This is a genomic window from Devosia sp. LjRoot16 (assembly GCF_964252795.1).
In the GTDB taxonomy this organism is placed as follows: Bacteria; Pseudomonadota; Alphaproteobacteria; order Rhizobiales; family Devosiaceae; genus Devosia_A.
Window position 1 is genome coordinate 363,716 of record NZ_CAXUPH020000002.1, and the last position, 19,004, is coordinate 382,719.

The 19,004-nt window shown below is 65.4% G+C and carries 17 protein-coding genes; 7 read left to right on the forward strand and 10 right to left on the reverse strand.

From position 1 onward, the window contains the following. The first annotated feature begins 63 nt into the window (after positions 1-63). The 3 genes from ACSQ23_RS12200 to ACSQ23_RS12210 all read left to right on the forward strand — a co-directional run bounded on the left by ACSQ23_RS12200 (position 64) and on the right by ACSQ23_RS12210 (position 2,180). Positions 64-900, forward strand: a complete 837-nt coding sequence (locus ACSQ23_RS12200; protein ID WP_436090787.1) for an alpha/beta hydrolase family protein — start codon at positions 64-66, stop codon at positions 898-900. A gap of 157 nt (positions 901-1,057) precedes the next feature. Beyond that, positions 1,058-1,645, forward strand: coding sequence for an NADPH-dependent FMN reductase (locus ACSQ23_RS12205; protein ID WP_436090788.1), 588 nt, complete (start codon positions 1,058-1,060; stop codon positions 1,643-1,645). A 175-nt stretch (positions 1,646-1,820) separates the two neighbouring features. Continuing rightward, positions 1,821-2,180, forward strand: coding sequence for a YciI family protein (locus ACSQ23_RS12210; RefSeq protein ID WP_436090789.1), 360 nt, complete (start codon positions 1,821-1,823; stop codon positions 2,178-2,180). 152 nt (positions 2,181-2,332) lie between these two features. Here ACSQ23_RS12210 and ACSQ23_RS12215 read toward each other — a convergent pair whose 3' ends face one another. Continuing rightward, positions 2,333-2,884, reverse strand: coding sequence for a DUF2269 family protein (locus ACSQ23_RS12215; RefSeq protein WP_055878307.1), 552 nt, complete (start codon positions 2,882-2,884; stop codon positions 2,333-2,335). Between the two features lie 279 nt (positions 2,885-3,163). On the opposite strand from ACSQ23_RS12215, the gene ACSQ23_RS12220 reads away from it, so the two are divergent. Further along, positions 3,164-4,036 carry an EamA family transporter gene (locus ACSQ23_RS12220; RefSeq protein ID WP_055996702.1) on the forward strand — a complete coding sequence of 291 codons (873 nt, stop codon included), beginning with the start codon at positions 3,164-3,166 and terminating at the stop codon, positions 4,034-4,036. On the opposite strand, the gene ACSQ23_RS12225 is transcribed toward ACSQ23_RS12220, so the two are convergent. After that, positions 4,037-4,510: a winged helix-turn-helix transcriptional regulator gene (locus ACSQ23_RS12225; protein WP_082528046.1), complete on the reverse strand. Its 474-nt coding sequence runs from the start codon at positions 4,508-4,510 to the stop codon at positions 4,037-4,039. It lies immediately after the preceding gene. A 131-nt stretch (positions 4,511-4,641) separates the two neighbouring features. On the opposite strand from ACSQ23_RS12225, the gene ACSQ23_RS12230 reads away from it, so the two are divergent. Further along, the gene (locus ACSQ23_RS12230; protein WP_436090790.1) at positions 4,642-5,241 is read left to right on the forward strand and encodes an NADPH-dependent FMN reductase; all 600 of its coding nucleotides are present in this window, start codon (positions 4,642-4,644) and stop codon (positions 5,239-5,241) included. A 101-nt stretch (positions 5,242-5,342) separates the two neighbouring features. After that, positions 5,343-5,870: an SH3 domain-containing protein gene (locus ACSQ23_RS12235; protein WP_055878311.1), complete on the forward strand. Its 528-nt coding sequence runs from the start codon at positions 5,343-5,345 to the stop codon at positions 5,868-5,870. Positions 5,871-5,981: 111 nt separating this feature from the next. Here ACSQ23_RS12235 and ACSQ23_RS12240 read toward each other — a convergent pair whose 3' ends face one another. The 8 genes from ACSQ23_RS12240 to ACSQ23_RS12275 form a co-directional block, all read right to left on the reverse strand. Next, the gene (locus ACSQ23_RS12240) at positions 5,982-6,314 is read right to left on the reverse strand and encodes a 2Fe-2S iron-sulfur cluster-binding protein (protein ID WP_436090791.1); all 333 of its coding nucleotides are present in this window, start codon (positions 6,312-6,314) and stop codon (positions 5,982-5,984) included. 3 nt (positions 6,315-6,317) lie between these two features. Continuing rightward, entirely contained in the window at positions 6,318-7,343 is a 1,026-nt protein-coding gene (locus tag ACSQ23_RS12245; RefSeq protein WP_055878314.1) for an NAD(P)/FAD-dependent oxidoreductase, read from the reverse strand. Between the two features lie 124 nt (positions 7,344-7,467). Further along, complete coding sequence (locus ACSQ23_RS12250) at positions 7,468-8,754, reverse strand: phosphoadenylyl-sulfate reductase (protein WP_082533209.1); 1,287 nt, start codon at positions 8,752-8,754, stop codon at positions 7,468-7,470. A gap of 38 nt (positions 8,755-8,792) precedes the next feature. Continuing rightward, positions 8,793-10,451 carry a nitrite/sulfite reductase gene (locus tag ACSQ23_RS12255; protein ID WP_055878317.1) on the reverse strand — a complete coding sequence of 553 codons (1,659 nt, stop codon included), beginning with the start codon at positions 10,449-10,451 and terminating at the stop codon, positions 8,793-8,795. After that, positions 10,438-10,743 (reverse strand): DUF2849 domain-containing protein, encoded by a 306-nt coding sequence (locus tag ACSQ23_RS12260; protein ID WP_055878318.1) that lies wholly within the window; start codon positions 10,741-10,743, stop codon positions 10,438-10,440. The genes ACSQ23_RS12255 and ACSQ23_RS12260 overlap by 14 nt, the downstream gene beginning before the upstream one ends. A 6-nt stretch (positions 10,744-10,749) precedes the next feature. Beyond that, complete coding sequence (gene cysG / locus ACSQ23_RS12265; RefSeq protein WP_055878320.1) at positions 10,750-12,141, reverse strand: siroheme synthase CysG; 1,392 nt, start codon at positions 12,139-12,141, stop codon at positions 10,750-10,752. Positions 12,142-12,557: 416 nt separating this feature from the next. Further along, complete coding sequence (locus tag ACSQ23_RS12270) at positions 12,558-12,878, reverse strand: 2Fe-2S iron-sulfur cluster-binding protein (protein WP_055878326.1); 321 nt, start codon at positions 12,876-12,878, stop codon at positions 12,558-12,560. An 88-nt stretch (positions 12,879-12,966) separates the two neighbouring features. Then, the gene (locus ACSQ23_RS12275; RefSeq protein WP_055995919.1) at positions 12,967-13,284 is read right to left on the reverse strand and encodes an Hpt domain-containing protein; all 318 of its coding nucleotides are present in this window, start codon (positions 13,282-13,284) and stop codon (positions 12,967-12,969) included. A 410-nt stretch (positions 13,285-13,694) separates the two neighbouring features. Between ACSQ23_RS12275 and ACSQ23_RS12280 the strand changes: the two genes are divergently transcribed. Continuing rightward, positions 13,695-18,998, forward strand: coding sequence for a hypothetical protein (locus ACSQ23_RS12280; protein WP_436090792.1), 5,304 nt, complete (start codon positions 13,695-13,697; stop codon positions 18,996-18,998). Positions 18,999-19,004: the final 6 nt, after the last annotated feature.

The following is a 19,004-nucleotide window of genomic DNA, read 5'->3' on the forward strand; positions in this document are numbered from 1 at the left end:
CGGGTCCCGTCGCTAGAACTGTGGACATCAACCAGGGCCTCGGGCCAACAACGGAGAGAAGCAATGTCGATCCTCAGCACCAGCACCAAGACCGTCGCCACCCTCGCCTTCGCGCTGCTGGCCAGCGTTTCCCTCGCGGCCGAGACGGTCGTCGACCTGCCGAGCGGCGTGAAGGGCACACTCTCCACCCCCGATAGCGGCGCGACCGGTCAGGCCGTGGTGATGCTGCACGGCTTCGGCAGCTCGCGCGATGAAGTGGGCGGGCTGTTCGCCCAGCAGGCAGCGGCGCTGGCCGCCGAAGGCATCGCTTCGCTGCGCATCGATTTCCGCGGCTACGGCGAGAGCACCGGCGACATGGCGGACACCACGCTCGAAGGGCTGGTGGCAGATGCCGCCGAAGCCCGCAGCTATCTCGGCAGCGTCGAGGGCGTCGATGCGGCGCGGGTCGGCGTCATCGGCTACAGCTTCGGCGCTGCGGTCGCCATGCTCGAACCCGACGACTTCAAGTCGGTCGTGGTGTGGGGCCAGATGGGCGACCTGCAGAAGGAGTTCCACGAGTTCCTCGGCCAGGATTTCTACGACAAGGCCAAGGCCGAGGGCTCGGCCAGTGTCGATCTCGGCTGGCGGGTGGTGACACTGAAGCAGAGCTTCTTCGACAGCCTGGCCCAGAACGATCTCGCCGCCCGGTTCTCGGGCTATGCCGGCCCGTTCCTGACCATTGCCGGCGAAACCGACCCGGCCATCGGCTACTTCGAACAGTACTTGGGTCTCGCCAAGGGCAAGACCGAGTCGCTCAGCATCCCGGGCGCCGACCACATGCTGGGCGTGTTCAGCGAGCAGCCCGAGATCGGCAAAGAGGTGATCGACAAGACCACCGCCTGGCTGAAGGACACGCTGTAACAACCCTTCCGATCGAAGCCAGGGGCCGGGTTCACACCCGGTCCCTTTCTGCGCGGTGAACAATGCGTTCGCCAGTTACATGGATGTGCCGTCTTGCGCGCTTCTGACCATAGGCACATATCCACCCCCAGTCACATCTAGTAACCAGGGGGCACCAATGTACCGGGTCGCCGTATTCGTCGGGAGCACGCGCCCGACCTCTTCCAACCTCAAGCTCGCCAAGGCGCTGGAAAAGCTGGCCGCCGGCAAGCTCGAGTTCCAGTACATCAAGATCGACAACCTGCCGTTCTACGACGACGCGCTATGGAACGATCCGCCGGCCGAAGTGATGCGGCTGAAGCGCGAGATCGCCGCGGCGGATGCGGTGCTGTTCGTGACGCCCGAATACAACCGCTCGATCCCGGGTATCCTCAAGAACGCCATCGACTGGCCGTCGCGGCCGTTCGGCGAGAGCGTCTGGACGGACAAGCCGGGCGCCATTGCCGGCGCCACTGGCGGGGTCAGCGGCACCGCTGCGGCACAGGCGCACCTGCGCTCCATCCTGCCGGTGGTGGGCGTGGCCCTGATGGGCCGGCCGGAGATCTATTTCCAGTCGCGGCCGGGCGCGATCGACGACGACAACAACATCACCGACGAGCGGCTCAGGACCAACCTCAACATCTGGGTAGAGCGCTTCACCGACTGGATCGGCATGTTCGCGAGGCCGCAGCAGGCGGTGGAAGAGATCGAGCGCAAAACCGCCTAGAGCGCTTCACCGTTTCAATGAAGCAGCGTCGCGCTTTCGATCCCCGGATCAAATCCGAGGAGGAAAAGTCTGCAACTTTTCCTGAAAGCGCTCCTGATCACCTTCACACAAGAGTCGCATCGGCGGGCTACCCGTTCCCATATCCGGCACGTCGCCGGCGATATGGAGATGCGCGATGCCCAACTATCTCTTGGCCTACCATGGCGGTGGCGAACCCGAGAGCGAAGAGGCGCAGGCGGCAGTAATGCTGGCCTGGAATGAGTGGCTCGAAGCGACCGGCGAAGCAATGCTGGATCTTGGCAGCCCGGTCGGCGCGACAATGACTGTCGGCTCGGATGGCGCGGTGGGCCCTGCCCCGGCCGATCCGGTCAGCGGCTACTCGATCATCGAGGCCGACGACATGGACGCCGCGCTCGAGATCGCCAAGGGCTGCCCGGTGCTCGCCGATGGCGGCAGCGTCGAAGTCTCCGAGCTCGTCGACATGGAGTTCGACGACGAGGACGATGACGACGACGATGAAGACGAAGACGACTGAAACCCGCTGGTGATCGCGGCGCGCCCCCAAGCGGCGCCGCGACCACCACATGCCACCGTTTCGTTGAAACGGTTACATGTTCGAAGTCTTTGGCTTCCAGCGCTTTCGAACCGGAAAAGTCTGCAACTTTTCCTGAAAGCGCTGGAGGAGTCTCACTCGGCGCGAAGCGGGTGCAGCCGCGCCTTGCCGCCGAGGATCAGGAAGGCCGTGACACCGAGCGCGCCGTAAACCACGACAAGCGCCGGGATGTCGGTCCAGTTGGGCTTCAGCACCATCAGCGCGACGATGGCAATGATGCTGGCATAGTCGACCATGGCGATGCGGATCATCCGGCTGCCGAACACGGCGGCCTCGGCGATCTTGCCGTCGGCAATGAGCCGGGCCGCCTCTTCGCCCATCGGACGCAGGAAGAAGTGGCCGACAACGAAGCTGGCGAGCGCACCGACGAGGCCGAGGATGACCCAGGCCTCACCCCAGAGGTTACCGAGCAGCACGGTGACGAGGCCGAACAGCAGCGTCAGGCCCGAGGCCGGCAGGAACCACAGCATGGCAAGGCTGCCCAGGCTCCCGGTGACCCGCATCAGGCTCTCGTCGTCACCCTGGCGCATGGCCAGGATGGCCTGCAGCAGCATGACCGCGCCGCCGCCGAACCAGGCCATGGCCGCGAGCACATGCAGAAACTTGAAGATTGTATAGACGTCCATCGATCCCTCGCGTGCCCCCCGCGAAGGCGCGCTGGGTAGGTCGGCGTCGGTGAACCGGGGATGAATGGGCGTTGGGGGCCTGTCACATGCACGTGCGATCTCCCCCTGGCGGGGAGAAAGCAGGGGATGCTGGAGGACACCGTGGCTCCGCATCCCCTCTCTGGCGAAAACTAAGGACTTAGCTCCGCTAAGCCCAAGTTTTCGCTTTCTCCCCCACAAGGGGGGAGATGAGCTGTGGCACTATCCAGCCCGACCTCAACCGATTCCCTCGGCCCCGCGATGAACCTCAAACTTGCAGCTCTGGGCGCGGCGATCCTGTGGGGGTTCACCTACATCATCACCACCACCATGCTGCCGCATAACCCGATCTTCATCGGCTCGGTGCGGGCGCTGGGTGGCGGGCTGCTGTTGCTGGCATTCGCCCGGCAGATGGTGCCGCGGGGTTATTGGCCGAAGCTGATCGTGCTCGGGACGCTGAATTTCGGGGCGTTCTTCGCCCTGCTGTTCGTTTCAGCGATCCGGCTGCCGGGCGGCGTTGCCGGCACCTTCCAGACGCTGGGGCCGCTGATCACCATTCTGCTCGCCTGGGCGCTGCTGAGCCAGCCGCCGACGCTGATGAAGATCGTCTCGATCCTGATTGGTGCAGTGGGCGTGACGCTGGTGATCCTCCGTGCCGACGCCGGGATCGACATGATCGGCGTCGCGGCGGCGCTCTGCAGTGTCGTCGCCGGCTCGCTCGGCGGCATCCTGATCAACCGCTGGGGCCGGCCGGCGGAAATGTCGCTGGTGAGCTTCACGGCCTGGCAGCTGCTGATCGGCGGCACAGAGCTGGCGGTGCTGGCGCTGATCATCGGGGATGTACCCGCTGCGATCAGCTGGACCAATGCGCTGGGGCTGGCGATTCTTGCGGTGGTGTTGACCGCCCTGCCCTTCATCCTGTGGTTCCGCGCCATCGTGGCGCTGGGCGCCGCCTCGGTGATCCCATTTGTGCTGGTGACGCCGGTGGTCGCTTTCATCCTCGATGCGGTGATCCGCAACGTCGTGCCGGGCCCTTTGCAACTGGTCGGCGTGGTGCTGGTGATGACCGGGTTGATCGTCAACCAGTGGGCCGGCGCGCGGTCCGCCAAATCTGCTGCCAGCAAACCTGCCTGATCACCAGGCGAGGCGCTTGGCCTCTTCCTCGCGCTCGGCAAAGCGCTCGCGGGCTTCCTCGACGCGGTGCCGGTTGGCGTGGGCCCAATTGCCGATGACCCGCAGCGGCTCCTGCAGCTCCTGGCCCATCTCGGTCAGCGCATAGTCGACACGCGGCGGAATGCTGGGCGTCACCTTGCGGGAGACGAAGCCATCCTTTTCGAGATCACGCAACGTTGCGGTCAGCATCTTCTGCGAGACGCCGTCGATGTGCCGCTTGATCTCGGAGAACCGCCGCGGCCCGGCGCTCAGCACCTGCACCACGAGGATGGTCCACTTGCCGCTGATCTGCGCCAGCACCTCGTGCACCGGCAGCATGGCCCGGGAGCATTCGGCAAAGGTCTCGGGCTCGTTCACATCGTGCCGGGGAGCCCAGCTCGGGGTGCCGGAAGCGGGAGCCGGCTGTGGTTCCGTGTTGGTGACCAGGTCGTCCATGGGTAACTCCGTCTCGAAACGGTGCCGTCTTGTGCACCTCTGAGGTAGTCACCAACATAGCGCCAGTTACTGACGGTGACTAGGTCTCTGTTGGTGGCCACCCATGCACTCCTGACAAGGCAGACACCCAAATGAGCAGCAAGCCACGCATCGGCATCATCCTCTCCACCACCCGCGAAACCCGCTTTGCCGACCGCCCGGCGCAATGGGTGCTCGACATCGCCAAGGCCCGCGGCGACGCCGACTATGAGATCGTCGACCTCAGGGATTTTCCGATTCCGTTCTTCGATGCCGTCGGCTCGCCGCGCTTCGTGCCGCAGACCAACGAGGTCGCGCTGCGCTGGGCGAGGAAGGTGTCAGAACTCGACGGCTACATCTTCGTCACTGCCGAATACAACCGCTCGATCTCGGGCGTCTTAAAGAACGCCCTCGACCACATCTACGACGAGCCGGCCCGCAAGCCGGCCGCGTTTGTCGGCTACGGCGCAGTGGGCGCGGCGCGCGCCGTCGAGCAGTTGCGGCTGATGGCGGTGGAACTGAGCATGTTGCCGATGAAGGCGGGCGTTCATATCAACATGGAGCCTTTGCTCGGCATGCTGCGCGGCGGCAAGGATTTTGCCGACTACGACTACCTGGCGCCGACGGTGACCGCGATGCTGGATGAACTGGCCTGGTACACCAAAACGTTGAAGGCGGGCCGCGAGGCCGAGGCGCTCGAACAAGCCGCCTGAACCGTCCCTCGGCCGGCGGTGCGCGCTGCCGCCGGCCAATGATTCTGCAGCGCTCGGGGAACCTGCGGGCGGTTTGGAGCTTTCACCCCTCCGCGAGAACCATGCGCTGCGGACGCCACTGGTTCTCGGCGGAATGGGAGCTGAAGCTGGCCCGTATGCTGACCTCACTCGCGCTGTTCGGAACAGTTGCGCTTGCCGCTCTTGTCCTCACTGCCTCCGGGCTGAAATACAGCACCGATATGATCGGGCAGATGGCGGCTGCCACGCCGGTCAAGACAACCAACCTGAGGCCCGGCTACGTCGCTCGTCCGACCGTTGCCCGGGCCAACGACCTGAACGTCGCGCGATCGGTGCCGGTGGTTACTCCTGAGGTCAGCACGCCGGTGAGGACACCGCCGCCGGGCTTCACCCACAGCGTTGCCGTCGAAGCGCTCAAGGTCCGGGCCGGACCGAAGCAGATCGAGCCGCAGGTGTTCACGCTCAAGGGCGGCAGCTGGGTCAACATCAGCGACACTGTCGAGGGTTGGGTGCGGATCACCGACCAGGCCGGCCACAGCGGCTGGGTCTATGGAAGTTTGCTGCGTCCCGCGACGCAGCCTGAGCTGCGTCAACAGACGCAGCAGGAGTAACGGGCCGTATCAGAGCCCGGACGATGCTCCCTGACGCGCCGCACGGGAGCATGCGCAGCGGGCGTCCAGCTTGACCTCCGGACGCCCGCTGTTTGCATCAGGAACGGCGGGTCAGGCCGCCTCGGAGTCCTTGGCAGCGCTCGGCGCCAGGGTCACACGCATGCCATCCAGTTCCTCGCTGAGCAGGATCTGACAGCTCAGCCGCGAGTTCGGCTTCTTGTCGAGCGTCGAATAGAGGAGATCCTCTTCGTCGTCGCTCGGGTCGGGGAGCTTTTCGAACCAGCCGTCCTCGACATAGACGTGGCAGGTGGCACAGGAACACGCCCCACCGCACTCGGCCTTGATGTTGAGGCCCCAGTCGCGGATCACTTCCATCGTGCGCCAGCCATCGAGCCCTTCGAGCTCGTGTTCGACGCCGGAGTGGTCAGTGACGAGAATCTTCATCGATCAGACGACGCCGAGCTTCTTCTGCAGCTTGGTCGAACTGGTGGTGTACTGGAACACCACGCGTTCGCCCGGCGACACCACGGCCTTGGCCGCCTGCGCCATCAGGGCGGCCTCGTGGAAGCCCGAGAGGATGAGCTTGAGCTTGCCGGGGTAGTGGTTGATGTCGCCGATGGCGAAGATGCCGGGGACCGAGCTCTCGAACTTCGCGGTATCGACGGTGATCAGGTTGTCGTTGAGCTCGAGGCCCCAGTCGGCAACCGGGCCGAGCTTCATGGTGAGGCCGAAGAACGGCAGGAGGCGCGTCGCCGGCAGCGGGGTATCACCCGAATCCATGGCGATGTGGACGTGGTCGATCTGGCCGTCCTTGCCATCGAGCTTACCGATCTGGCCCATGAGGAAGTTGATCTTTCCCTCCATGACCAGCTCTTTCATCTTGTTGACCGAAGCCGGCGCCGCCTTGAAGGCGTCGCGACGGTGCACCAGCGTCAGCGAGCGCACGATCGGCTGCAGGTTCAGCGTCCAGTCGAGCGCCGAGTCACCGCCCCCGACGATCACCACGTCCTGGTCGCGGAAATCGTCCATCTTGCGGACAGCGTAGAACACCGACTTGTTCTCGTACTGCTCGATGCCTTCGACCGGCGGGCGCTTGGGCTGGAACGAGCCACCACCGGCGGCAACCACCACCACCTTGCACAGGAACACTTCGTCGGCATCGGTCTCGAGGCGGAACGTGCCGTCCTCGAGCTTTTCCAGCTTGGTGACCATGCGGCTGAAATGGAACTCGGGCCCGAACGGCGCGATCTGCTGCATCAGGTTGTCGGTGAGGCCCTGCCCCGTGACCATCGGGAAGCCCGGAATGTCGTAGATCGGCTTTTCCGGATAGAGCTCGGCGCACTGCCCGCCCGGGCGGTCGAGGATGTCGATGAGGTGGCACTTGACATCGAGCAGACCCAGCTCGAATACGGCAAAAAGGCCCACAGGACCGGCGCCGATGATGACCACATCCGTGACGATTTCGTTCGACATTCGCTTCTCGTTTGGCTGAAGGCCGCTCCGGCCTTCCAGTTCTCAGGATGGTGCGCAGCCTGTCACGCTAGGCGCGGCGAAACGACTGCCCCCGCAGATAGCGGGGACGGCCGTGAAACTTCGATCAGGCGTTCTCGAGCGCGCGGCGCAGGAACGGACGGGTGCCCACCGGCACCTCGGTCAAGCCGACCGGCTGGTAGAACAGATCGACCGTTGCGAGCTTACCCTCTTCGAGCGCCTTCCTGGTCGGCTCGTGCTTGACCACAAAGGCGTTCATGCCGCAGCGGCGCATGTGCGAGATCTGGTCGTGCAGCACATCGCCCACGGCGCGCAGTTCGCCCTTGTAGCCGTAGCGCTCGGCGATCAGCCTCGCGGAAGAGTAACCGCGACCATCGCCGAAGGCGGGGAAGTTGATGGCGATGGAGCTGAAGCGATCGAGATCGCCCTGCACCAGCTCGACATTGTCGCCCGGCGAAACCAGCAGCCCGACCGGATGCGGGTTGGCCAGCACGGCTTCGCGGTGCTCGAGGAACACCGGCAGCGGGATGTGCGTGTAGCGCACGCTGGCCGCGTCATCGCCTTCCGCCCAGGCGCGGAACGGGTCGGCGATGAAAGCGCCGTCTTTGAAAAGGTTCAATTCCTGAGCGGCCATGGGTTTGGCGATGGCTCCGTTGAAATCGAAATGGATACCGCACTCTTTCTTGTTCAGTCCGCGCCAGCGGCCGGCACGCGGATCTTCGCCTTCGGCCACCACGCTCGTGCACGGCGCACAACCGATCGACTTGTAGCCCTTATTGTAGAGCGGGTGCTCGGGCAACCCATACTTGAGCTTGTAGGTCGTGATATCGGCATCGGAGAAATAGGCCAGCGGGTTGACCTTGATGCGGTCGTCGCTGGTCAGCTCGAAATGCGGCAGCACGCCACGCTCGGCCGTCTGGAAGCGCTTGCGGCCGGTAACCCAGCCGCCAAAACCGGAAACTGTGGCATCGAGCGGCTCGGTCTTCCTGATATGGCAGCACGAATCCGGATCGGTCTCCCACAGGTCGCCCTTGGGATCGAAGCGCTCGATATCCTTTGCATCCGGATGGAGCGCGATGACGTTGGTGAGCCCGAGCTGCCGCTTCAGCGTTTCGACATAGTCGAGCGTCTCGGGGAAGTGTTTGCCGGTCTCGAGGAAATAGACCGGCAGGTCCTTGTTCACCTCGGAGACCATGTGCAGCAGCACCGAGGAATCGGCGCCGAACGACGAAACGATGGCGACATCGTCGACCAGCAGCTCCTCGACCGCCTGGCGCAGCACGGCCACGCCATCCATCTCATCGAACATGCCGTTGAGCGACATGATGCCGAGTTCGCGCAGCTTGTCCGGCTTGTGGGCGCGAACGCCCGGGGCTGTGGCGAGATCAAGCATTGCCGCGCTCCTCGGCGTCGGGCCAAAGGGGTCTCAACTCAGGCATTGCCGTACAGCGCCTCCTTGAACGGCGCGTCGCCCAGCCGCCGGTAGGCAGCGATGAACGACTCGTCGGCGCTCTCGCGCTTCGAAATATACAGGTCGACCAGCCGCTCGATGGCAGCAGGCACGTCTTCGACCACGAAGCCGTGGCCGAGGATGTTGCCGATCGCGGCATTCTCCGTGGCGTCGCCGCCGACGGTAATCTGGTAGAGCTCGGTGCCCTTCTTCTCGACACCCAGAATGCCGATATGGCCGACATGGTGGTGGCCGCACGCGTTGATGCAGCCCGAAATCTTGATCTTCAGGTCGCCGATCTCGGCCTGGCGCTCGGGCGAGGCGAACTTGCGGCTGAGTTCCTGCGCCAGCGGGATCGAGCGGGCATTGGCGAGCGCGCAGAAATCGAGACCCGGGCAGCAGATGATGTCGGTGATCTGCCCGGCATTGCCTTCGGCCAGCTCGTGCTCGACCAGCTTAGCGTAAACGGCCGGCAGGTCGGTGACTCGGACATGCGGCAGCACCAGGTTCTGCTCGTGGCTGACGCGCAGTTCGTCGAACGAGTAACGCTCGGCAAGGTCAGCGACGACCTCCATCTGCTTGTCGGTGGCGTCGCCCGGCGCGCCGCCGGTCGGCTTCAGCGAGATGGTGACCGACACATAGCCCGGCTGCCGGTGCGCGTTGAGGTTACGCTCGAGCCAGCGACCATAGGGCGGGTTGAGGATCTTTTCCTTCGCCACATCCACTGTGGTCTCGTTGACCAGCTCGTAATCGGGCTGGGCGAAGTATTTGGTGATCCGGTCGAGCTCCTGCTGCGGCAGGGTCAGCACGCCGCCCTTCACATGGGCGAACTCCTCCTCGACCTGCTCGCGAATGGTGTCGATGCCGGTCTCGTGCACCAGGATCTTGATGCGCGCCTTGTACTTGTTGTCGCGGCGACCGTAGCGGTTGTAGACGCGCAGGATGCTCTCGAGATAGGCGAGCAGGTGTTCGTGCGGCACGAACGGGCTGATCTGCTTGCCGATCATCGGGGTGCGGCCAAGACCGCCGCCGACCCACACTTCCCAACCGATTTCGCCCAGCGCGTTGGTCGCCGCCTGTAGCCCGATATCGTGGAAGCGGATGGCAGCGCGGTCGTTGGTCGAGCCGGTCATGGCGATCTTGAACTTGCGCGGCAGGTACGAGAACTCCGGATGGAGGCTCGACCATTGGCGCAGGATCTCGGCGACCGGACGCGGATCGATGATTTCGTCGGCAGTGGCGCCGGCAAACTGGTCCGTGGTGATGTTGCGGATGCAGTTGCCCGAGGTCTGGATGGCGTGCATCTCGACCGAGGCCAGGTCGGCGAGGATCTTCGGAATGTCGCGCAGCTTGGGCCAGTTGAACTGGATGTTCTGGCGCGTGGTGAAATGGCCGTAGCCGCGGTCGTAGTCGCGAGCGATCCGCGCCAGCATGCGCAGTTGCTTCGAGCTCATCGTGCCGTAGGGCACGGCGATGCGGAGCATATAAGCGTGCAATTGCAGGTAGAGCCCGTTCATCAGCCTGAGCGGCCGGAACTGGTCCTCATTCAGTTCGCCGGTCAGACGGCGGGCCACCTGGTCGGAAAACTGCGCCGTGCGTTCCTTCACGAACGCGGCGTCGAACTCGTCATATCGATACATGGCCATCCTCGTCGAGATGCTGGCGCTCGAAGCGCGGGGCGGTCGGGCCCTCCGCGCGGATGCGTTCGCGGATACGGTCGGGGTGGATCACCCCGTCGCGCAGCGTCACGGTCTCGACCTCGAGACTGACGACGCGCAGCGTCTTCTTGGTTGCGGCCAGCGCGGCTTCCTTGGCCTCCGCCTCTTCCTTGAGGAAGACGCGAGCCTCCTGCAGCTCTTCAACCCATTTGCCGGCGCGATCGAGATAGACCGTCGCCCCGCTCATCAGCTCATTGCCGGTGAGGATTTCCATGCTCACTTACGCCACCTTGAATTCGGAGCTGGCGAGTTCGATTGCCTCGCTCCAGTCGCCATGAGCGATCGCTTCGCCCACGAAAATGATTGCCGGCCCGTCCTCGAGCTCGATCGTGCCCGAGGCGAGTGTGCCAAGCGTGCCGCGATAGAGCACCCGGTCCTTGCGCCCTGCCCTGACCACCACGCCGACCGGGATGGTCGCCGCGGCGCCTTCGGCGATCAGCCGCTGGGCTGTCGGCCCGGCGACGGACTTTCCCATGTAGAGCGCCAAGGTCAGCCCGGTCGAGGCCAGCGCCGCCCAGTGCTTCAGTTCCTCGGACTCGGCGCCATGCGCCGTGGCGAGGACGAAGCCGGTCGAAATCTTGCGCAGCGTCACCGGGGTCGCCGTATCGGCGGCTGCCGCCAGCGCCGAAGTGACGCCGGGCACGATGTGGTAGGCGATGCCCGCGGCCTTCAGCGCATCGATCTCTTCGCCGGCGCGGCCGAACACCATCGGGTCGCCGCCCTTGAGGCGGGCCACGCGCTTGCCGGCTTTGCCCAGCCGCACGATCAGCGCGTTGATCTCGGCCTGGGTGAACGAGTGATGGCCCTTCTGCTTGCCCACGAGGATGCGTTCGGCATCGCGCCGCCCCATCTCGACGGCAGCCGCGGGGACCAGGTGATCGTGAACGATCACGTCGGCTTCCTGCAGCAGGCGCTGGGCGCGCAGGGTCAGCAGATCCTCGGCGCCGGGACCGGCGCCGATCAGCCAGACGACGCCCGGGCTGTCGCCCTCTGCACCATGCTGGACCAGGAGGCTTTCGGCCTTCGCGTCACCTTGCCCGCGCAGCAGCGCCACTTCTACTTCGGGAGAGGTGACCAGCTCTTCGTAGTAACGGCGGGCGCGCGTGCCCGGCAGCAGCGCCGCAACCTTGTCGCGCATCGAACCGGCCAGCTTGGCCAGGGCGCCAAGGTTCGGCGACAGCGCCGCTTCGATCCGCGCCCGGATCAGCCGGGCCAGCACGGGTGCATCGCCTTCGGTGGCGACCGCAATGGTCACCGGCGCCCGGTCGATGATCGACGGGGTGTAGAAATCGCACTCTTCGGGGACATCGACGACGTTCAGCGGAATACGCCGGGCCCGCGCCGCACGCTTGGCGGCATCGCCGTCCGGGCCGTGGTCGGCAACGAAAACCAGTGCCGCATCAACGAGATCGGCATCCTCAAACGGACGCGCCAGCACGGTGACCGGCAGTTGGGAGAAATCGGCTTCGATGTTCCGGGAGATAATGACGACCAAAGCAGTCGTCTTAGTAACCAATCGGGCTTTGTTGAGGGCTTCTTCTCCACCGCCGATGATGACGATGCGCTGACCCTGGACTTTGTAGCTGACGGGGAATGTGTTCAGTTCACCCATTCACGGCCTTTCCGAAGCCGGATACATACTGACTTCGAGACTTTGGAACAAGCTATTGAAATTCAATAGCTTTAATGTTTCCCGTAGCAGGTATGGATTAGAATTGCGTTGAGGCGACGCCGCCCCAGCCGCGAAATGAATCCATGCACCGCCCTGATGGTGGAATGGTGACAGCGCAACGGGCTCAGGCGGGGCTTCCGGTCAAAGGGGCTATGCGCATTCGCTAGTGGGATCTGGCAACGAAGTGTCGCGTGCCACCAAAGCCGCTGAGTCTGTAGACGAAGCCTCCGGCAGCAGGCGTACCCGCACTTGCCGTCGATGATGTTCACCATCTCGCCCGCCAAAGCGCGATCGACCTCCATGCCTAGCACCGCCCGGCAGGGTGAACCGACCCTGCGGCCAAGTCAAAGCCGCTGTCAGCCCTGCCGCTCCGGCACGTGGACGACCAGCCCGTCGAGGGCGTCCTTGACCTTGATCTGGCAGCTGAGGCGGCTGGTCGGCTTCACCGCATAGGCGAAATCCAGCATGTCCTCTTCCATCATCGAGGGGCCGCCCACCGTCTCGGTCCAGGCGTCATCGACATAGACGTGGCAGGTGGCGCAGGTGCAGGCGCCGCCGCATTCGGCGACGATGCCGGGCACGCCATTCATGATGGCGGTTTCCATCACGGTCGAACCGACTTCGCCCTCGGTCTCGTGCCGCGTGCCGTCGGATTCGATATAGGTGATGTGGGGCATGTAACTTCGCTCGACAGGGTCAGCCGCATATAGCGGTGCAGCCCCCGCCTCGCAAGCGCGCCAAACGGCGCACGCTCATGCGACGCGCTCACTCTTCGGCGCTGAGCAGTTCGGTGATGAAGGCCTGGCAGTCGGCGACGGCCGCGGCAATGTCCTGGATATGCTCGGGATTGACCGGCTCGCCGGCCCGCAGCGCATCTTCGGCGCGCCTGGCGAGATCGCGGACACCCCAGGCGCCAATGCCGGCGGCAGCGCTTTTCAGCGTATGCAGGTGCTCAAGCAGCAGCGGGATCGAGGTGCTTTCCTCGATGCGTGTGAGATAGACGCCCGACATCTGGGCATAGAGCCGGAGCACTTCATCGCGCAGCCCCGGATCGCCGAGCGACTGCTGGTCGAGGTGATCCATGTCGATGGGAGCATGGGAAAGGTCCCGGGAGGCTGACCCTGCCCCGGCTTCGACTGCAATATTCCTAACCATCCCCGCAACCCTTCCTACCGCCCGGACCTGGGCTATGGCAGGAAGCTAGCGAGACCGGGTGAAGGGCAGCCAAAACGAATGGGTACAATCTTACCTATGCCCTTAACCGGCCGCATTCCGACCCGAAATTAACCTTCCGTTAAGAATGCGCTCGGTTTGCCTCAAATTGTATGTATGTTTGAGGTCCACCTAGCGTGCGGCGGCGTGGGGCATAGGGCAGATTGCGGGGCATTTGAATCGCATTTTACCCAATTTGGACGACTAACCGGAACCCCCGGGGTGGTCCAATGCAGGCTCTGATCGACCGCCAAGTGCCGATGCGAGAGTTGTAAAGAGTTATGGCCAAAAAGACCGCAACACCCCAGAACGATCCTGCAACTCTGGCATTCTCGGCAGTCGAGGACGCGCTCAAGGACTCGGTTTTCGCCAACCTTGACCAGCCCGCAGCAGCGGAAGAGCCGCCGGCCGAAAAGGCCGCGCCCAAGCTGCCGCCGCGCGATAACTCGCCGCGTTCGGAACGTCAGCGCACCGCCGACAAGTTCGCGGCGCAGACCGGTTCGGTCGCCAATGACGACCGCTTCCCCTCTTCCAAAATTCTCTACGGCCTGCAGTCGAAATCGTCCGGCGCGCCGACCATGGTGGCCGGGCTGGTGGCGCTCGGCTGGGTGGTGGCGATCGCGCTGGTGGCGATGATCCGCAACGGCGCCGACATGGGCAATGCCTCCTTCTGGGGTTCGAACGATTTCATCGGCCTGTTGGCGCTCGCCATCGTGCCGGTGATCGGCATCTTCGCCATCGCGACGCTGATCCGCCGGGCGCAGGACCTGCGCAACGCCGCAGCCGCGGTGACGCAGGCGGCGATCCGCCTCGCCGAGCCGGAGACCACCGCATCGGAGAAGGTCGCCTCGGTCGGTCAGGCCGTGCGCCGCGAAGTGAACGCGCTGGGCGATGGCCTCGAGCGCGCCCTGTCGCGCGCCGGCGAGCTCGAAGTGATGATCCACAACGAGGTCACGGCGCTCGAGCGTACCTATTCCGACAATGAATCCCGTATGCGCGCGCTGATCCAGGAACTGGCCAGCCAGCGCGAAGCTGTCATCACCAATACCGAACGCGTGCGCGAAGCGATCACCGAAAGCCATACCGGCCTGGTGTTCGACCTCGACATGATTTCGCAGCGCATCGCCGGCACCATCGTCGAAAGCGGTGGCAACCTGACCAAGGCGCTCGAAACTGCCGGTAACTCGCTGAACGGCGCGTTCGGCGAGCGCACCGAGAGCTTTGTGTCGCTGATCGACCAGCGCACCAGCCACCTGCTGGTAGCCCTCGACGACAGCGCCTCGCGCCTCAACATCACGCTAGAAGACCGCGCCGGCACTATCTCGGGCGCCTTCGAAAACCGCACGCAGGAACTGAGCGCGGTGATCGACGGCCGCATGCAGTCGCTGACCGAAGCGCTCGACAGCCGTGCCGTGACCCTCTCGGACGCCATCGACAACCGCACCTCGTCGCTGGCCAAGCTCCTGAGCCAGGGCGGCATTACCCTGCTCGACCAGTTGCGCGACCGCGGCCATGAAGTGTCGAGCGCCCTCGATATGATCGGCACCCGCATCGCGTCCGATATCACCGGCCGCGCCCGTGAAGCCGAGCAGCTGCTGTCGGGCCTGTCGCATCAGCTCGACGAGCAGGTGCAGATCCAGGTCAACTCGATGGAATCGCGCCTGCAGTCGGCGATGATCGAGCTTTCCGGCGCCCTCGACGACACCACCGAACGAGCTCGCGTCACCCTCACCGGCGCCGGTTCGCAGAACCTCGCGCAGTTCGACGCCCGCCTCGACGAGATCGCGGTGGTCATCGACAACCGCCTCGCCAGCCTCGATGGCGTCATCGGCGACAAGGGCGACAAGCTGATCGCGGCGCTCGACAAAAACAATGCGAGCTTTGCCGCACGCGCCAACGTGCTGGAGATGGCGCTCGACGAGAAGTCCGAGCACTTCAACGAGATCGTCTCGCAGCGCACCCGCGAAATGACCGAAACGCTCGGCCAGCGCACCAAGCAGATCACCGAAGCGATCGCCAACCGGTCGCAGGAAATCTCGGACTCGCTCGAAGGCCACACGCAGATCATCGCCGACGCGCTGGATAGCCGCACGCAGCTCCTCGGCGAGACGCTGAGCAGCCGCCATGGCGAGCTAAGCGCGGCGCTCGACGAGCACGTCAAGGCGTTCGACGTGACCATTGCCGGGCATGCCCGCGCGATGGACACCAACATCATCACCCACGCCCAGGCGATCGACCTGGCGCTCGGTTCGCGCGTCGAGCAGTTCGACAACGTGCTGACCGGCCGCGCCAAGGAGCTCGACCAGGCCGTGGCCAGCCGCACGCAGGCGCTCGACCAGTCGGTCGCCACCCGCACCCAGGCCATCGACCTGGCGCTGCAGCAGCATGCGCAGCAGATCGGCGACAGCCTCGACCAGCGGACCTCGACACTCGACGCCGCCATGCTGCAGCACGCTCAGCAGCTCGGTGACAGCCTCGACCAGCGGACTGCCGCGCTAGACACAACTTTGCTGCAGCACGCGACCCAGATCGGCGACAGTCTCGACCGCCGCAGCCAGGCCATCGACCGGACGCTGCAGCAGCACGCCAGCCAGATCGGCGACAGCCTCGACCAGCGCACCCAGGCGCTGGCGTCGACGGTGTCGACCCGTTCGGCGGAGCTTGCCGAGGCGCTCAACACCCGCACCCAGCAGCTGGCCGAAACGCTCGGCAGCCACACCGTCGGCATCGCCGCGGCGATCGGCGAGCGCACCAGCGAGCTGGCCCGCACCATCGACGCGCAGGGCACGACGGCCCGCGACCGGATCGATGCGAGCCTGCGCAACGTCACCGAGGTGATGTCGGAACGCGCCGGCGCCGTCTCGACGCTGATCGAAACCAAGGTCTCGGAAGTCAGCGAAGGCCTTGGCCGCGGCATCGACAGCGCGATCCTCCGCATGGCCGACGCCGAAGCCGGCGTGAATGCCCGCATCGAAGGTGCGGCCAGCACGGTGGGCGAGAGCGCCCGCAAGGCCGCCGACATCATCGAGACCGGCGTCAACTCGGCCCGCAAGGCCATCACCGACATGGTGGACCAGCGCCTGGGCACCCTGCCCGAGGCGATCACCGCCCGCGCCGACATCACGGCCGAGCGTCTGGCTTCGCTCAATACCGCGATCAACACCGCCCTGGTGCAATCGATGACCGACCTCGAGGCCGGCGCCGATCGTATCGAGGAGACCATCTCCCGCCGCATTGTTTCGGCGACGCAGGGCATCGCCGACGATGTCACCACGACCGCCGACCGCATGGACGTAGCGGTGGGCCGCGCCCTCGCCCAGTTCCAGCAGGCGTCGAGCAATATCGACGAACTGATCTCGATCAAGGCGGTGGCCGCTGCCGACGCCATCGGCGGCAAGGTTGCCGAGATCAACCGGGTGGTGTCGGAAAAGACTGACGCCTTCTCGGCGCTGGTCTCCGACAGCTCGGCGCAGCTCGAGATGAGCCTGCAGAACCACGGCAACGTGCTGGCGCAGGCGCTGATCACCAACGCCTCGCAGGCCGAAGACCTGATGAACCAGTCGACCTCGCGCATCCTCACCGATGTGACGACGGCGCTGGGCAAGCTCAACGACTCCAACATGCTGCTGCAGAAGGTGCTCGACGCCTCGACGGCGAACCTCGCCAACCTCGAGAACTCGGTGGCCCAGCAGACCGCCACCTACTCGACCACGGTGCGCGAGGCGATCGGCTCGACCGAAGAAGCCGGGCGCCTGGTCACCGAGCATGTGGGCGCGCTGCAGGCCTCGATCGCCTCGATGGTCAACGAGTTCGGCTCGATGCTCGGCAACCTCGACGCCGAGGCCAAGAGCCTAGACAGCGCGGCGCACAACCTCTCGGCTTCGGGCACCCTGACCCTTGCCAACCTCGACGAGCGTCGCTCGGCCATGGACGAGCTGGCGCAGGCCTTCACCGCCCGCGCCGACGAGATCGACACCCGCATGCGCGGCTTCGCCCACTCGATCTCCGACACCGTCGAAGAGACCGAGCAGCGCCTGGTCGCCGCCCGCGAGTCGATGGAGCAACTCCTGGCCTCGACCACGTCCGGCGTCGCCGAGACGCTGGAAGCGACCTCGGGCACCATCAACGCAGCTCTCGCCGACACCACCGGCCAGCTGCACAGCGTGCTGACCAGCACCGCCGAGACCGTGCAGGCCGCCCTGGGCGAAACCACCGGCCAGCTCGAATCCGTGCTCACCAGCACGGCCGAGAAGGTGCAGAACGCCTTGGGCAACACCACCAGCCAGCTCGAGTCGGTGATGAACAGCACCGCCGAGAAGGTGCATAACGCGCTGGGTGAGACCACCAGCCAGCTCGAATCGGTGATGAGCAGCACGGCCGAGCGGGTGCAGACCGCCCTGGGCGAGACCACCGGTCAGCTGGAGCAGGCCCTCACCGGCACCACCGACAAGGTGCAGAGCGCCCTCGCCAGCGCCACGTCCGAGATGCAGTCGGTGCTCAGCAAGAGCACCAACCTGCTCGAGGAAGCGCTGGACGGCACTTCGCACCGCGTCGCGACCCAGCTCGGCTCGTTCACCGACACCGCGGCGAACGAGAGCCAGCGTGCCGCCGATGCCCTGCGCCAGACCCAGGCAACGATGATCCTCGAGATGCAGCAGGCGCTCGAGGCCGCGACGCAGCGCTTCAACGAGACGGCGACCGCGATGCGCGCCACCGCCAAGGAAGTGGGCTCGGAACTCGAGAACACCCGCTCCGAACTGGCGCGTGGCGTGATGGAACTGCCGGAAGAGACCAAGTCCAGCGCTGCCGCGATGCGTCGCGTCGTGGCCGAGCAGATCGAGGCCCTGGCCGAGCTCAACGCCATCGTCCGCGCCCAGCCGGCAACGCACGACCTCAACGAGCGTCGTCCGTCGCCGAGCCGTCCGGCACGCGACGAAGCCCCGTCGCGGCCCGAGCCGCGTCCGGAACCGGTCCGTCCGGAGCCGGTGCGCGCCGCCGAGCCGCCGAAGGCCGAGCCGGCCCGCGCGCAACAGCGCTACACGGCGATGCCGGAGGTTTCGGCCCCGGTGGTCACTGCGCCGCGCCCGCAGCCGGTTGCCGAGGCCAAGCCCGCTGCGGCTGCCCCCAAGACCGAAGAAGGTGGCGGTTGGCTGCGTGACGTGCTGCGCAATGCATCGGGCCCGTCGGCTGCCGCGGCCGCCCCGGCCCCCGCCCCCGCTGCTCCGGCTCCGGCTCCCGCCGCTGCACCGCAGAACCTCTCGACCCTCACCGAGGAGATCGCCAAGGCGATGGAACCCTCGGCGCTGGCCGATGCATGGCAGCGCTACCAGGCCGGCGAGCAGAATGTGTTCTCGCGCCGCATCTACACGCTGGGCGGCCAGGCGACCTATGACGAAGTGCGCAAGCGCATCCAGCGCGACAGCGATTTCGCCAAGACGTCGGCCACTTACATGGCCGAGTTCGAGCAGCTCCTGAAGCGTGCCGCTACCGGGTCAAACCCGGCCGGCGAGACCCGCGAGTACCTGCTCAGCGATCGCGGCCGCGTCTACACCATGCTGGCCCATGCCAGCGGCCGCCTCGGCTGACGCGCA